Genomic DNA, 13,881 nt, shown 5'->3' with positions numbered 1-13,881 from the left:
CCCCGTCGTCCACGCTGCTGCGCCAGGAACCGGCGATAGTCCCTGACCAACGGACCGCCGAACAGGCGGATCAAGGGTCCGTTGGTCAGGGACTATCCCCGGCCAGGGGAGGCCCCGCTCAGCGGCGCCGGGCGCGCAGGACGGCGTCGTGCCAGGTGAGGTCGCCGGAGCCGTCGCGGGCCGGAGCGACGCGCTCGCGGGTCTCGGCCAGGACGTCCCAGACGGCCGGGTCGAGCGCCGGCACGAGCGACTCGGGGGTGTGGGTGTGGCGGCCCGGCCCGGAGCCCGGCGGCATGTCGACCGGGTGGTGGCCGACGACGAGCAGCGTGCCGCCGGGGGCGACGGCCGCGGCCAGCCGCCGGGTCACCTCGACCATCCCGCCGTCCGGCAGGTGCAGGAAGTGGCAGGTGACGAGGTCCCAGGACTCCTCGCCGGCGTCGAAGGTGCGGACGTCGACGTCGCGCCACTCCACGCGGTCGCCGAGCCCGCGGCGCTCCGCCTCGGCCGCGGCCCGCGCCCGTCCGGTGGAGGAGAACTCGAACCCGGTCACGCGCCAGCCCCGCTCGGCCAGCCACAGGGCGTCGCCGCCCTCTCCGGAGCCGATGTCCAGGGCCCGCCCGGGGGTCAGGTCGGCCGCCTCGTCGGCCAGGACGGCGTTCACCCGCCCGCTCCACACGTGCTCGTCGCCGGCGTAGCGCTCCTCCCACGAGGGACGCTCGAAGATCCGCGCCCGCGCCGCGGTCACGGCGCGCTCGGCGTCCTCCGAGACGAGGTCGACCGTGATCTGCGCGCCCGCCCACGCGCCCCCGGCCATCGCCCCCACGACCTGCGCGTGCAGGTCCGTGACGTTGCCGGCGGCGTACACGCCGGGCACCGAGGTCTCGGCGGTGGGGGAGACCTCCACGCGGGTGCCGTAGGCCGTCCCGCCCACCTCGAAGGGCACGACCGGCACGCCCAGCCCGGCGAGCACGTCGCTGCGGGCGGTCATGGTGCCGGGGCAGACCACGACGTCGGCGGGCAGCGTCCGCCCGTCGTCGAGCAGGACGCCGACCACGCGGTCGTCCTCCACGACGACCTCGACGCAGCGACCGGTCTCGGTGCGCACGCCGCGCGCCTCGAGCCGCTCGGCGTCGGGTCCGCGGGGGTCGATCAGCGCCTGCCCGCCGTCCTCGACCGCGGGCACCACCAACGTGACGTCGTCGCTCCACTGCCGCCACAGCAGCCCGGCGTGCGCGGCCATCGGGGTCAGCCCGAGCACGACGAGCCGCCGGTCGGCCACCTCGAAGCCGTGGCAGAAGGGGCAGTGGACGACGTCGCGACCCCAGCGCTCGGCCAGCCCGGCCACGTCGGGCAGCTCGTCGACGAGGCCGGTGGTGACCAGCAGCCGCCGCGCGAGCACGGTGCGGCTGCCGCCGTCCGCGCCCTCGACGGTGACGGCGAACCCGGTGCCCGGGTGGTGCCACGGCGCGGCGGCGCTCACGCGTCCGGACTCCACCACGGCGCCGAACCGCTCCACCTCCTCGCGCCCGAGGCGGGCGAGCTCGGCGGGCGCGGTGCCGTCGCGGGTGAGCAGGTTGTGGACGCCCTCGGCGGGGGCGTTGCGCGGCTCGCCGGCGTCGACGACCAGCACGGAGCGGCGCGAGCGGGCCAGGGAGAGGGCGCCGGCCAGACCGGCGGCGCCCCCGCCGACCACGAGGACGTCGACGTCCTGCGGCCCGGGCGGCAGCTCGACGGGCGGCTGGGGCGTCCCGTGCCCGTGCCCGTGGCCGTGCCCGTGCCCGTGGCCGTGCCCGTGGCCGTGCCCGGTGGCGTGCGTGTCCTCTGGCGGCGTCATGGGGCGAGCCTGTCGCCCCCCGAAGAAAAGCGCAAACATTCTTGCCGTTCTGGCAATTCCTGACGCATCCTGGCGCGATGGGAGCGAGGCGAGCGCAGGACGAGGGGGCCACCGGCGGCCCGCCGGCGGTGGCGTCCACGCTCACGCCCACCCCGGCGCCCGGCGACGAGGACGGCACCCAGGCCGCCCTGGAGCAGGTCGGCCCGCGCCTGCGGCAGCTCCGACTCGAGCGCGAGGCGACCCTCGCCGACCTCTCGGCCGAGACCGGTATCTCCGTCTCCACGCTGTCGCGGCTCGAGTCCGGGCAGCGCAAGCCCACCCTCGAGCTGCTGCTGCCGCTGGCGCGCGCGCACCGGGTCGCCCTCGACGAGCTGGTCGACGCCCCCGAGACCGGCGACCCGCGGGTCCGGCTGACCCCGCTGACCCGGCACGGGCGCACCTACCTGCCGCTGACCCGGCGGCCGGGCGGCGTCCAGGCGTTCAAGATGGTGATCCCCGTGGAGCCGGGCGAGCCCGGCGAGCTGCGCACCCACGACGGCTACGAGTGGATGTACGTGCTCTCCGGCCGCGTGCGGCTGGTGCTCGGGTCGCGCGACCTGCTGCTCGGGCCGGGGGAGGTCGTCGAGTTCGACACGCGCACCCCGCACTGGTTCGGCAACCCCGGCCCGCACCCGGCCGAGGTGCTGGCGCTCTACGGTCCGCAGGGCGAGCGGATGCACGTCCGCTCCTGACCCGGCCTGCCCCCAGGTGGTAGGCAGGGCACCGCAGTCGTCGAGGGGGGTTCCATGAAGGTGCAGGGCAAGGTCGTCGTCATCACCGGAGCGGCACGCGGGCAGGGCCTCGCGGCCGCCCGGCTGCTGGCGGCGGAGGGGGCGCAGGTCGTCGCCACCGACGTCCTGCCCGCCGAGGTGGTGGTGGAGGGGGTCGAGCACCGGCACCTCGACGTCACGGACGAGGCGGGCTGGGCCGCTCTCGCCGAGGCGCTGCGCGAGCGGCACGGCCGCGTGGACGCGCTGGTCAACAACGCCGGCATCGCCGCGCGCGAGCGACTGCCGCACGTGAGCGCCGAGGGCTGGCGCCGGGCCCTGGACGTCAACGCCACGGGCCCGCTGCTGGGCATCCAGGCGCTGGTGCCGCTCATGCCGCCCGGCTCGAGCATCGTCAACGTCTGCTCGGTGGCCGCCGTCTCCGGTCACGCGGCGGCGGCCTACACGGCGAGCAAGTGGGCGCTGCGCGGGCTGACCCGCTCCGCCGCCCTGGAGCTCGGCAGCACCCGCGGCATCCGGGTCAACGCCGTGATGCCCGGCTTCATCGACACCCCGCTCATGGCGAGCGCGTCGGGGGCCTTCCTCGGCGCGGCGGTGGCGGAGGTGCCGCTCGGCCGGGTGGGCACGCCCGAGGACGTCGCTCCCACGATCGCGTTCCTCTGCTCGGACGACTCCGCCTACTACAACGGCGCGGAGCTCGTGGTGGACGGCGGGCTCACGGCCCACGTCTCGCACAAGCGGATCGCCGACGAGACGCGGCCGGCCGCCGAGGACGTCAGCCGCTGAAGGCCCGCAGGACGCGTCGGGGCGCGTCCTCCAGGCCCGGCTCGTGCTCCAGGTTCACGCGCTCGGGGCGGTAGTCCATCGTCATGGGCGAGCCGGGGGTGAGCGCGCGCACCTGGTGGCCGCGCTCCTCGGCGAGCCGGGTGGCCTCGGCCAGGGGGAGCCCGGCCAGGGAGTCCAGGAAGGTCTGCTCCGCGGGATCGGTCATGCCTCGAGCCTGGCACGGTCCTGCCCGGGGGGCGGTCACCCCTTCGCGTCCGACATATTCCTTGACGGGAATACGTGACGGCGCCTAGCGTCGCGCCATGACCGGGACAGGGGCGCGGCCGTGAGTGCCGCAGCCGCCACCTTCGCGGCGCTGGGCGAGCCCAGCCGCCTGCGGATCGTGGAGCTGCTGCGCACGGGCCCGCGCGCCGTCGGCGACATCGCCGACGCCCTCGGCCTGCGCCAGCCGCAGGTCTCCAAGCACCTGCGGGTGCTGGGGGAGGCCGGGCTCGTGCGGGTCCGGCCGCAGGCGCGCCGCCGGGTCTACTCCCTCGAGCAGGACGCGTTCGACGACCTCGCCTCGTGGCTCGACTCCTTCCAGCGGGTCTGGGAGACGCGGCTGGACGCGCTCGGTGCCCTGCTGGAGTCGGGCGCGGCCGACCTGCCTACCGATCTGCCGACCGACCTGCCGACCGACCTGCCGCCCTCACCACCGGCGCAGCCCGGCGCCACCTCACCCACCCAGGAGACCTGACGTGCCCGTCCTCAAGAAGCAGAAGACGTTCGACCTCGAGCGCACCTACGCCGCCCCCGTCGCCGCCGTGTGGCGGGCGTGGACCGAGCCCGACCTCCTCGCGCGCTGGTGGGGCCCGGACAAGACGTTCGTCCCCGAGTGCACCCTCGACCTCCGGGTCGGCGGGGAGATCGCCCTCGTGATGGAGGCCGGCCCCGAGATGGGCCGCTACGCCGGGACGCGGTGGCCGATGGCCGGCACGTTCACCGAGATCGAGGAGCACGCGCGGCTCGTGTGGTCCGCGCGCTCGTGGACCGACGGCAAGGACGACGTCACCACCATCGAGCACGTCAACACGGTGACCTTCACCGAGGTCGAGGGCGGCACCCACGTCCGCCTCGACGTGGCGATCAGCGCCATCGGCGCCAAGGCCCGGATGGCCGCCTTCGGGATGAAGTGGGGCTACAAGGCCCAGCTCGGCCGGCTGGACGGCGTCCTGGAGCCCGCGCCGGCGGGCTGACGCGCGCCGCCGGCGGGCTGGCGCCGACCCCTGCCCAGCCGCCACCGTCGGTGGTCCCCACCTCCCGGAGCCGTCCGGCGAGGCGTCCGCGCCGTTCGTCGCAGTTCTCGACGTCCGTCGAGTTCTGCCTTGAACGAGCGGCGCGCGCGGGCTTGCGTGGAGGTGACCACCCGCACGGACGGCCGGCGCCCGCCGGCCACGGCAGAGGAGCTGAGGACATGCGCGCAGCGCGCTACTACGACCGGGGCGACATCCGCATCGAGGACGTCGAGGAGCCGTCGGTCGAGGCCGGCACGGTCGGCATCGACGTCGCCTGGTGCGGCATCTGCGGGACGGACCTGCACGAGTACACCGAGGGCCCGATCTTCGTGCCGCCGCACGGCCACCCGCACCCGATCAGCGGCGAGTCGGCCCCCGTCACGCTGGGCCACGAGATGTCCGGCGTCGTCTACGCCGTGGGCGAGGGCGTGACCGACCTCGAAGTAGGCCAGCACGTCGTGGTGGAGCCCTACATCATCCGCGACGACGTGGACGCCGGCCCCGACTCGGTCGACTACCACCTCTCCGACGACATGAACTTCATCGGCCTCGGCGGCGGCGGTGGCGGCCTCGGCGAGAAGATCGTCGTCAAGCGCCGCTGGGTGCACCCCGTGAGCAACGACGTGCCGCTCGACCAGGCCGCGCTCATCGAGCCGCTCTCGGTCGGCTACCACGCCGTCCAGCGCTCGGGCGCGAAGGCCGGGGACGTCGCGCTCGTCGTCGGCGCCGGCCCGATTGGCCTGCTGACCGCGGCCGTCCTCACCGCCCTCGGCGTCGAGGTGATCATCTCGGAGATGAGCGCCCTGCGTCGGCAGAAGGCCGCCGAGACCGGCGTCGCCAAGCACGTCCTCGACCCCGCCTCCCAGGACGTCGTCGCCGAGGTCCGCGCGCTCACCGGGGGCAAGGGCGCGGACGTCGGGTTCGAGTGCACCTCGGTGCAGGCCGCGGTCGACACCCTCACCGACGCGCTGCGCCCGACCGGCGTCCTCACCGTCGTCTCGATCTGGGGCAAGCCCGCCCAGTTCGACATGCAGAAGATCGTCCTCAAGGAGCTCGACGTCCGCGGCACCATCGCCTACGTCAACTCCCACCCGGCCACGATCGAGCTCGTCGAGTCCGGGAAGATCGACCTCGCCCCGTTCATCACCGGCCGGATCGGCCTCGACGGGCTGGTCGACGAGGGCTTCGACACCCTCATCCACCGCAACGAGACGGCCGTGAAGATCCTCGTCTCGCCGTCGGGCAAGGGCCTCTGACCGCTCGACGCCGCGAGAACGGCGAAGGCCCCCACCGCACGCGGTGGGGGCCTTCGTTCGCGAGTCTGAGCCTCGCGGTGCTCGTGGGCAGGGGCGGGGTCGAACCGCCGACCTATCACTTTTCAGGCGATCGCTCGTACCAACTGAGCTACCTGCCCGAGCGGGGAAGACTCTAACGCAGCGGTGCGTCGGGTCACGAATCGCCCGGGGCTCCGGGGCGGAGGGGCCGGGCGGAGGGGGCTCTCAGCGCTGCGGCGGCGGGGCCGTGCTGCCCCGGACCACCACGCTCGTGGGCAGGACGTGGCGGGGCTGCTCGTCGGGGGTCTGGCCGTCGGGGGCCTGCTCGCCGGCCCGGGTGCTGGCGATCGCGTCGACGAGCAGCTGGACCGCGAGGCGGCCCTTCTCGGCCAGCGGCTGGCTGACGGTGGTGAGTCCCAGCGCCTGGGCCACGCTGCTGTCGTCGAACCCGACGACCGAGAGGTCGTCGGGCACCCGCAGCCCCAGCGACTCCGCCGCGCGGACCGCCTGCGCGGCCAGGGTGTCGGAGAAGCAGAGGAGCGCGGTCGGTCGCTGCTCGGCGTCCAGCATCTCCCGCACCACCTCGAACGTCCGGGTGCGGGGCTGGACGGGCACCAGCCGCACCGCGGCCGGCTCGACCCCGGCGGCGGCGAGGGCCTCGCGCCACCCGCTCATGCGCTCGGTGGCCGGCGGGTTGGAGATCTCCTGCGCCCGCTCGGCGGAGTCGGTGTCCTCCTGGACCGGCGCCAGCTGGACCAGCCCGATGCGTCGGTGACCGAGGTCGAGGAGGTGCTGGGCCGCGGCCCGGGCGCCGCCCCGGTCGTCGACGTTGATGGCCGCGACGTCGGGCAGCGGCACCTGGTCGATCGTCACCAGCGGCAGCTCGCGCTTGCGCAGCCACGCCACGTCCGGGGAGTCGGGCTCGCAGGTGTAGACGAGGGCGCCGTCCATCGGCACGTCCCGGGTGGGGACGACGTCCTCGCCGGCGAGCCCCGCCGGCAGCAGCGTGAGCGCGAGACCCCGCTCGGCGAGCGCGTCCGCGACGGTGACGAGCATCTGCATGCTCACCGCGTCGTCGGCGTTCTCGCCCAGCCAGCCGGTCCACAGCAGCCCGACGGTGCCGGTGCGGCCGCGCGCCAGGGCGCGGGCGGCGGGGTCGGGCCCGACGTAGCCCATCTCGTCTGCCGTCGCGAGGATGCGCGCGCGCAGCTCGGCGGAGAGCTTCTGCGGCCGGGAGAAGGCGTTGGACACCGTCATCCTGCTGACGCCCACGGCGTCGGCGATAGACTGGAGCGTCACCTTCGCCATGTCCTGCGCCCCTCGCCTGGCCGGTCGTCCGCGGTGTCTCGCCGACACCCGTGCACCGCCCAGCCTGCCACGTCCCCGCCGCGCCGGGCGGGTCCGCCGGGCGGCGCGGCTGATCGAGCGAAGGGATCGAGGCCTCCCTCGGGCCGGCGTTGCTTCAGGGGAACACGCACGAGCCCGGGGGAGGCGGGGACCGTGTCGGTCGGGGAGGCGTCACGGCCCACTCAAAACCTAGTGACCACTTGATTTAATGGTCAACGGTGATCCCGGTCATGCCGGCGCCCCCGGGATGGCGCGGGCCCCGCGGTGGCGCCGTAGGATGCCGCTCGTCCGGCCCCCATCGTCTAGCGGCCCAGGACCCCGCCCTTTCACGGCGGTAGCACGGGTTCGAATCCCGTTGGGGGTGCCACGTTCCTTGTTGGACGATGGGAGCCATCGTCGAGCGGGCGGGTCTCAGGACCGCGTCCTTTCCGTTCCCGACGGTGTGCGCTGCGTGCCGCGCGACCACGCGGGCGTGGGCGCACTTGTCCTCGCTGGATACAGTGGCCGCGTCGACATCGATCGCGCGCGCGTCCTGGGCGGCGCCGGTGTGCTGGCGGAGTCGATCCGGTGGTTCGGCGGCGAGGATCAGCACGACGGGCCGTGGGAGATCGACCTCGAGCTCTTCCTCGACCGCGTCGAGGGCCTCCGCGCCGAGTGTGATCGTGCTCGGCACGTCCTTCGGGGCCGAGGCCGCGTTGCTGACCGGCGCCTTGTCAGATCGCGTCGACGCGGTGGTCGCGTTCGCGCCGTCCGATGTCGTCTGGGCGGGCGTCACGGCCGAAGGGCGAGTCACCTCGCACTGGAGCCGTCACGGGCGGCCGCTCCCGTTCGTCTCGTTCGACGAGACATGGGAGCCCACGGAGGACCCACCCGCATACACCGACCTTACCGCCGTTCATTCCTGCGGTCCCCCGAGGCAGCCGAGGGCGCGACGATCCCAGTCGAGCGGATCCGTCGACTCGTGCTGGTCGCCGGGGGTGATGACCGGGTCTGGTCGTCGGCCGAGCACGCCGATTGGATCCGCGCACGCCGTGCCGCGCACGGGCTGGAGACGACGCTGATCACGGACCCGGAGGCGGGACATCGCACGATTCTGCCGGGCGAGCCGGTCGTGGCTGCGGGCGTGCGGATGCAGCGCGGCGGGACGGAGGCCGCGGACCGAAGGCTGGGGGCGGCCGCGTGGGGAGCGATCGAGACACTGCTCGCCTGAACGATTCCTCCTCGCGAGATCACCGCAACCGGATCCGCTTACGAGACGGCTTGGGGCGCCGTCCTATGGCTTCTTGAACACGTCGTGGTCGCCGACGCGGCGCCACCGGCATCGCAGTTCGCCATCGACGGTGACCAACTCGAACGTGGCTCGGCCGTCGGGGCTCGCGAAGGACCAGGTCATCTCCAGCACGCCGTCGGCGCCCTGAACCGACTTCACTCGGAGCGATGCCGGCCACGGCGTGCTGGGGTCGGCGGCGTAGGCGTCGCAGGCCGGTGCGAACTTGTCGCGGACGACCTCCTTGAAGGTGGCGAGGTGTTCGCGCTTGAGGCGCCGGACGTCGCTGTCGAACGCCGGCGTCGTCTCGAACTTCACTCCGCGGTGACGTCGTCGACGTGGGCCAGGAAGTCGTCGACATCGTCGTGGACGGCGACCTCGCCGGCGACGACGTGGGCGTCGACCTGGCGTTCCCGCTCTTGCCAGCGCTGGGTCCAGAACCAGGCCTGGTCGGCCGGAACGGGCAGGGCGGCGCGGAGCTCGAGGACGCCGTCCTCGCGCTCGGTGATCTCGAGCTGCGCTCCGGGCTCATCGAGGTGCATCCGCTCTCGCAGCTCTGCGGGCAGGGCGACGACGCCTCGCCGCTGGAGGCTCACATAGCCGTGGAACCGCTGCTTCGTGCCCATGTCTTCATTGTGCCGCGCCGTGCGATATCGCCGCAATGCCGCAAAGCGGCGATCCGGTGGAGCGTCGGGGGAGCGGTCGACCAGATCAGAGGTCGGAGGGGTGACCTTCGATGGGGCCTGAGGAGCCTCTGGGGCAACACTGGGGCAACACGAGGTCCAGATTCGGCCCGATTCCGCCATCGGCGACCAACCGCAGATAGAGGTTCTGGCCTGCAGTTTCATTGACCGTCAACGTCCTCCGGATACCCCTCGTTCGCCCTTTCACGGCGGTAGCACGGGTTCGAATCCCGTTGGGGGTGCCACGCGTCCGGCGGCGGCATTCCCAGGGGGAGGCTGCCGCCGAGTCGTTTCCCGGAGGGTTGGGGAAGTGTCCAGACAGCGCGTCCTTGCTGGTCAGACGCCCGGACGAGCCCTCCGCTCTCCCGAATTGGGTGCCGCGAGGTCTCTGGGTTAGAGTTCTCACGCTTCACCGGTTCGGCCGGGAAAGTCACCTGGCCCCGTAGCGCAGTTGGTTAGCGCGCCGCCCTGTCACGGCGGAGGCCGCGGGTTCGAGTCCCGTCGGGGTCGCCACCAGCACAGCCCGGTCCTCATCGAGGGCCGGGCTGCTGTCATTCTCGGGCACCCCGACCCGGTCGGGGTGCGCCTGGCAGGATCGTCCCCATGCCCCTGGAGCTGGACCCCGCGCAGTTCGACGCGCTGGTGGACGACGCGCTCGACGGCATCCCGCCCGAGCTCGCAGCCCTGGTCGAGAACCTCGTCGTGCTGGTGGAGGACGAGCCGCCGGAGGACGAGCCGCCGGAGGACGAGCCGGACGACCTCCTCGGCCTCTACGACGGGGTCGCCCTCACCGAGCGCGACCTCGGCGCCCCGCCGCAGCTGCCGGACCGGATCTTCCTGTTCCGCGGGCCGCTGCTGGACTTCTGCGACACCCCCGAGCAGCTCGCCGAGGAGGTGCGGATCACCGTGGTCCACGAGGTCGCGCACCACTTCGGCATCCCCGAGTGGCGGCTGCACGAGCTCGGCTACGGCTGAGCCCTCCCGCGTCCGGCGCGCCTCAGGCCAGGGCGGTGCCGGCCGCGTAGCCCAGGCTGCACAGGGCGAGTGCCGGCAGCAGCGTGAGCAGCGCGTAGGCGACGCCGATGCCCCAGCCGGCCCGGCCGGGGCGCCGCGCCTGCCCGTGCGTCTGCACGGCGAACGAGGAGTACGTCGAGAGCGCGCCGCAGAACCCGGTGCCCAGCAGCGCCAGCGGGTGACCGCCCAGGGCCAGGCCCGTCAGCAGCCCCAGGAGGGTGGAGGCGAGCAGGTTGGCGGTCAGCGTCCCGCGGTGGAACCCGGGGGAGTCCAGCCGGAGCCCCAGCCAGTACCGCAGCGGCGCGCCCACGGCGGCCCCGGCCGCCACGAGCAGGACGTCGGGGCTCACTCGTCGGCCCCCGCGGACTCCAGCTGGCGGCGCTGTAGTCGGGTGGAGAGCAGGTCGGCGACGGCCACCGCCAGGACGGCCGCGACCAACGTCCCTCCGACGTAGGCGACCGCGACGACCTCCTGGCCCGAGGCCAGGAGGGCACGCGTCTGCTCGGAGGCCGTGGAGAGCGTCGTGAAGCCGCCGAGGACGCCGGTGCCGAGCCCTGTCGCGAGGGTCGGGCGCCGACGGACGGCCGGGATCGCGGGGAGGAGCGCCAGCAGGAATGCGCCCACGACGTTGATGGTGAAGGTGGTCAGGGGGAACCCGGTGCCGTCCGGGGCCCACTGGCCCAGCGACCACCGGGCGACCGCGCCGACGGCTCCGCCCACGGCGACGGCCGCCAGGGCGGACGGTCGGGGGCTGGGCACGGTGCGAGGGTAGGCGACGGCGCCGGGGGCTCCCGAGGGAGGCCGGGCTCAGCCGGCCGCCTGGGCTCCCGGCTCGAGGGCGGGGTCGGGCACGAGGGTCTCCAGCCGCGGCGCGGGCGTCGGCGCGGCGCCGCGCGCCTGGGCGGCGAGCTCACCGAGCACCCACGTCTGGAAGGCGCGCTGGACGTTGTCCCGGGCCAGCGTGAGCAGCCGCTCGTCGCTGCAGAAGTGGTCGGCCAGGTCGAGGAGGGCGGGGAGCCGCTCGAGCGCGTCCAGGTGGTCGAGGTCGACGTGCAGCTCGAGGTCGAGCAGCCCAGTGGCCTCGTCGACGACGGCGCGGTCGGGCTCGGTGACGAGGGGGCGCAGCTGGGCGTCGAGGACGGCGAGCACCCGGTCGAGCTCGAGGATGACCGGGTAGTCGGCCCCGTGCGCCAGGGCCAGGAGGCGGACCTCGCGGCGCAGCGCGCCCTGCTGGAGGCCGAGGCCGTGCAGGAGGTCGCCGCGGACGCCGGCCAGGCGGACCGGGCGGACCTCCCCGGTCGCGACCGCCCCGGCGTCCTCGCCCGTGACGACGCCGTGCGGCCCCTCGTCCTCGGCGACGGTCTCCGCCGGCGAGAACCAGACGACCTTGCCGTGACCGTCGGCGTCGACGTCCACGCCCCACGCGTCGGAGCAGCGGGCCACGATGTCGAGCCCCCGGCCGAAGGTGGCGAGCAGGTCGGCCTCCTCGTCGGGGACGGACGGGCTCGGCAGGGAGGCCTCGTGCGGGAGGATCGGGAGCACCGCCGTCCCGTCGTGCACCTCCACCCGCGGGTGGAGGCGGGTGCCGCGCACCTGCACGGAGATGGGCTCGCGGGCGTGGAGGACGGCGTTGGTGACGACCTCGCTGACCGCGAGCTCGCCTGTCTCGACCAGGTCCTCCCGGTCGATGTCGCGGAACGTCCCGACGACCCATCGTCGGGCCTCGGCCACCGCCTGGGGACCCGGCATGAGACGCCGCGCGGGTCGGTTCAACGGCACGTCCGGTCCTTTCGCCAGCTTTTCTGCGCACCGAGAGGAGAACGCCTCGCGTTCCTCTCGGACCAGGTGTGCCCGGCCGATGGGGAACACAAACGCCCTTCTAGACCTTTCTGTTCTACAGATGTAGTTCAGGTGTGTCCGTGCCCGAAGAGGGTAGGTGCGTCTGGGAAGGCCGTGACCCGCGCGCAGCGCAGGTGCGACCTGGGTCACAGAGACTACCCACAGGCCCATGGGGGTAGTGCCGATCGACCCGAGGGAGCGCGACACTGAGTCGCGGGTAGGCCTGCGAACGTGGCCCGGAAGGGCCGATCAATGAAGGAGAAGTCGATGTCCAACGAGCAGGTACCGCAACCGACCGTCCAGCCTCTGTCCTCGTCGGGCAAGCACCGGGTGGTCGTGATCGGTTCGGGCTTCGGTGGGCTCTTCGGCGCCAAGGGGCTCAAGCACTCCGACGTCGAGGTCACGCTCATCGCGAAGACCAGCCACCACCTCTTCCAGCCGCTCCTCTACCAGGTGGCGACCGGCGTCCTGTCCGAGGGCGAGATCGCGCCCTCCACCCGCGAGATCCTGGCCAGCCAGGACAACGCGCGCGTCCTGCTCGGCACCGTGACCGACATCGACGTGGAGAACCGGCTCATCACGTCCGAGGTGCTGGGCCGCAAGACCGTCACCGGGTACGACTCGCTGCTGGTCGCCGCCGGCGCCGGCCAGTCGTACTTCGGCAACGACCAGTTCGCCGAGTTCGCCCCCGGCATGAAGTCGATCGACGACGCCCTCGAGCTGCGTGGCCGCATCTTCGGCGCCTTCGAGATGGCCGAGATCGCCGCCAGCCGCGGTGAGTCCGTCGACCACCTGCTCACCTTCGTGGTGGTGGGTGCCGGCCCGACCGGCGTCGAGATGGCCGGCCAGATCGCGGAGCTCGCCCACCGCACCCTGCACAAGGACTTCCGCGCCATCAACACCAAGCAGGCCCGCATCGTCCTCCTGGACGCCGCGCCGCAGGTGCTGCCGCCGTTCGGTGCCCAGCTCGGTGACAAGGCCAAGCGGGAGCTGGAGAAGGTCGGCGTCGAGGTGAAGCTCGGCGCGATGGTGACCGACGTCGACGAGCGCGGCGTCGAGATGAAGTACAAGGACGGCACGGTCGAGCGCATCGAGGCCGTCACCAAGATCTGGTCCGCCGGCGTGGCCGCGAGCCCGCTGGGCAAGACCCTCGCGGAGCAGACCGGCGCCGAGCTCGACCGCGCCGGCCGCATCGCCGTGAACGCGGACCTCACCCTCCCGGGCCACCCCGAGATCTTCGTCGTCGGCGACATGATGAGCCTCAACCACCTCCCCGGTGTCGCCCAGGTGGCGATCCAGGGTGCGAAGTTCGCGGCGAAGGAGATCGACGGGCGCCTCAAGGGCAAGCCGTCGCAGGGCACCTTCCAGTACTTCGACAAGGGCTCGATGGCGACGATCAGCCGCTTCAGCGCGGTGGCCTCGATCGGCAAGCTGAAGCTCACCGGCTTCGTGGCCTGGCTGATGTGGCTCGTCGTCCACCTCTTCTACATCACCGGCTTCAAGAACCGGGTCACGGCCGTGCTGCACTGGCTGGTCTCGTTCCTGGGTCGTGGACGCTCGGAGCGGACCACGACCGAGCAGCAGGTGTTCGGCCGCTCGGCGCTGGAGCGGCTCGATCGCGGCGCCTCGGACCTCATCTCCGACCCGGGCGTCTTCGACGCCAAGCGGGACCGGGACGAGGAGCGCCGCAAGGAGCTCGAGCACTGGGCGAAGGTCGAGGCGGACCTCACCGACTCCGGTCGTCGCGGCGTCGGCTCCGCCAGCGCCTGACGGCCCCACTCAGCACGACCCGGACC

General features: G+C 73.4%; 16 protein-coding genes and 3 tRNA genes. 10 read left to right on the top strand and 9 right to left on the bottom strand.

What is annotated here, in order from left to right; genetic code table 11:
• Positions 1–118: 118 nt before the first annotated feature.
• Positions 119–1,834 carry an FAD-dependent oxidoreductase gene (locus E8D37_RS20440; protein ID WP_136570857.1) on the bottom strand — a complete coding sequence of 572 codons (1,716 nt, stop codon included), beginning with the start codon at positions 1,832–1,834 and terminating at the stop codon, positions 119–121.
• Between the two features lie 77 nt (positions 1,835–1,911).
• On the opposite strand from E8D37_RS20440, the gene E8D37_RS16345 reads away from it, so the two are divergent.
• Positions 1,912–2,565, top strand: a complete 654-nt coding sequence (locus tag E8D37_RS16345; RefSeq protein WP_136570856.1) for a helix-turn-helix transcriptional regulator — start codon at positions 1,912–1,914, stop codon at positions 2,563–2,565.
• Positions 2,566–2,619: 54 nt separating this feature from the next.
• Positions 2,620–3,387: an SDR family oxidoreductase gene (locus E8D37_RS16340; protein ID WP_136570855.1), complete on the top strand. Its 768-nt coding sequence runs from the start codon at positions 2,620–2,622 to the stop codon at positions 3,385–3,387.
• On the opposite strand, the gene E8D37_RS16335 is transcribed toward E8D37_RS16340, so the two are convergent.
• Positions 3,377–3,592 (bottom strand): I78 family peptidase inhibitor, encoded by a 216-nt coding sequence (locus E8D37_RS16335; protein WP_136570854.1) that lies wholly within the window; start codon positions 3,590–3,592, stop codon positions 3,377–3,379. The genes E8D37_RS16340 and E8D37_RS16335 overlap by 11 nt on opposite strands.
• A gap of 120 nt (positions 3,593–3,712) precedes the next feature.
• On the opposite strand from E8D37_RS16335, the gene E8D37_RS16330 reads away from it, so the two are divergent.
• The 3 genes from E8D37_RS16330 (at position 3,713) to E8D37_RS16320 (ending at position 5,917) form a co-directional block, all read left to right on the top strand.
• Positions 3,713–4,123, top strand: a complete 411-nt coding sequence (locus tag E8D37_RS16330) for a metalloregulator ArsR/SmtB family transcription factor (protein WP_136570853.1) — start codon at positions 3,713–3,715, stop codon at positions 4,121–4,123.
• A gap of 1 nt (position 4,124) precedes the next feature.
• Positions 4,125–4,622 (top strand): SRPBCC domain-containing protein, encoded by a 498-nt coding sequence (locus tag E8D37_RS16325; protein WP_136570852.1) that lies wholly within the window; start codon positions 4,125–4,127, stop codon positions 4,620–4,622.
• Between the two features lie 218 nt (positions 4,623–4,840).
• Entirely contained in the window at positions 4,841–5,917 is a 1,077-nt protein-coding gene (locus E8D37_RS16320; RefSeq protein WP_136570851.1) for a 2,3-butanediol dehydrogenase, read from the top strand.
• Between the two features lie 84 nt (positions 5,918–6,001).
• Here E8D37_RS16320 and E8D37_RS16315 read toward each other — a convergent pair.
• Together E8D37_RS16315 and E8D37_RS16310 are read right to left on the bottom strand one after the other, a co-directional pair.
• Positions 6,002–6,075 (bottom strand) — tRNA-Phe (locus E8D37_RS16315).
• 85 nt (positions 6,076–6,160) lie between these two features.
• Positions 6,161–7,243 (bottom strand): LacI family DNA-binding transcriptional regulator, encoded by a 1,083-nt coding sequence (locus E8D37_RS16310; protein WP_136570850.1) that lies wholly within the window; start codon positions 7,241–7,243, stop codon positions 6,161–6,163.
• Between the two features lie 330 nt (positions 7,244–7,573).
• On the opposite strand from E8D37_RS16310, the gene E8D37_RS16305 reads away from it, so the two are divergent.
• Positions 7,574–7,649: transfer RNA gene (locus E8D37_RS16305), tRNA-Glu, on the top strand.
• 480 nt (positions 7,650–8,129) lie between these two features.
• Positions 8,130–8,492 (top strand): acyl-CoA thioester hydrolase/BAAT C-terminal domain-containing protein, encoded by a 363-nt coding sequence (locus E8D37_RS16295; RefSeq protein WP_136570848.1) that lies wholly within the window; start codon positions 8,130–8,132, stop codon positions 8,490–8,492.
• Between the two features lie 63 nt (positions 8,493–8,555).
• Here E8D37_RS16295 and E8D37_RS19945 read toward each other — a convergent pair whose 3' ends face one another.
• The gene (locus tag E8D37_RS19945) at positions 8,556–8,867 is read right to left on the bottom strand and encodes a hypothetical protein (protein WP_168929789.1); all 312 of its coding nucleotides are present in this window, start codon (positions 8,865–8,867) and stop codon (positions 8,556–8,558) included.
• On the bottom strand, positions 8,864–9,175 hold the full coding sequence (locus tag E8D37_RS16285) for an AbrB/MazE/SpoVT family DNA-binding domain-containing protein (RefSeq protein WP_136570847.1): 312 nt from the start codon (positions 9,173–9,175) through the stop codon (positions 8,864–8,866). The genes E8D37_RS19945 and E8D37_RS16285 overlap by 4 nt, the downstream gene beginning before the upstream one ends.
• A gap of 493 nt (positions 9,176–9,668) precedes the next feature.
• Between E8D37_RS16285 and E8D37_RS16280 the strand changes: the two genes are divergently transcribed.
• A tRNA-Asp gene (locus tag E8D37_RS16280) sits at positions 9,669–9,745 on the top strand.
• A gap of 90 nt (positions 9,746–9,835) precedes the next feature.
• The gene (locus tag E8D37_RS16275; RefSeq protein ID WP_136570846.1) at positions 9,836–10,207 is read left to right on the top strand and encodes a metallopeptidase family protein; all 372 of its coding nucleotides are present in this window, start codon (positions 9,836–9,838) and stop codon (positions 10,205–10,207) included.
• Between the two features lie 22 nt (positions 10,208–10,229).
• Here E8D37_RS16275 and E8D37_RS16270 read toward each other — a convergent pair whose 3' ends face one another.
• The 3 genes from E8D37_RS16270 to E8D37_RS16260 are packed head-to-tail and all read right to left on the bottom strand — an operon-like array spanning position 10,230 to position 11,995.
• Positions 10,230–10,595 (bottom strand): CrcB family protein, encoded by a 366-nt coding sequence (locus tag E8D37_RS16270; RefSeq protein WP_136570845.1) that lies wholly within the window; start codon positions 10,593–10,595, stop codon positions 10,230–10,232.
• Positions 10,592–11,005, bottom strand: coding sequence for a CrcB family protein (locus E8D37_RS16265; protein WP_206055796.1), 414 nt, complete (start codon positions 11,003–11,005; stop codon positions 10,592–10,594). Before E8D37_RS16265 ends, E8D37_RS16270 begins: the two co-directional genes overlap by 4 nt.
• Positions 11,006–11,053: 48 nt before the next feature.
• Entirely contained in the window at positions 11,054–11,995 is a 942-nt protein-coding gene (locus tag E8D37_RS16260; RefSeq protein WP_240770502.1) for an ATP-binding protein, read from the bottom strand.
• A gap of 357 nt (positions 11,996–12,352) precedes the next feature.
• Between E8D37_RS16260 and E8D37_RS16255 the strand changes: the two genes are divergently transcribed.
• Entirely contained in the window at positions 12,353–13,855 is a 1,503-nt protein-coding gene (locus E8D37_RS16255; RefSeq protein ID WP_136570843.1) for an NAD(P)/FAD-dependent oxidoreductase, read from the top strand.
• The last annotated feature ends 26 nt before the right edge of the window (positions 13,856–13,881 follow it).

The organism is Nocardioides sp. GY 10127, from assembly GCF_004919085.1.
Taxonomy (GTDB): Bacteria; Actinomycetota; Actinomycetes; order Propionibacteriales; family Nocardioidaceae; genus Nocardioides.
Note: the sequence above shows the minus strand (reverse complement) of the source record. Positions and strands in the feature narration are given on the sequence as shown.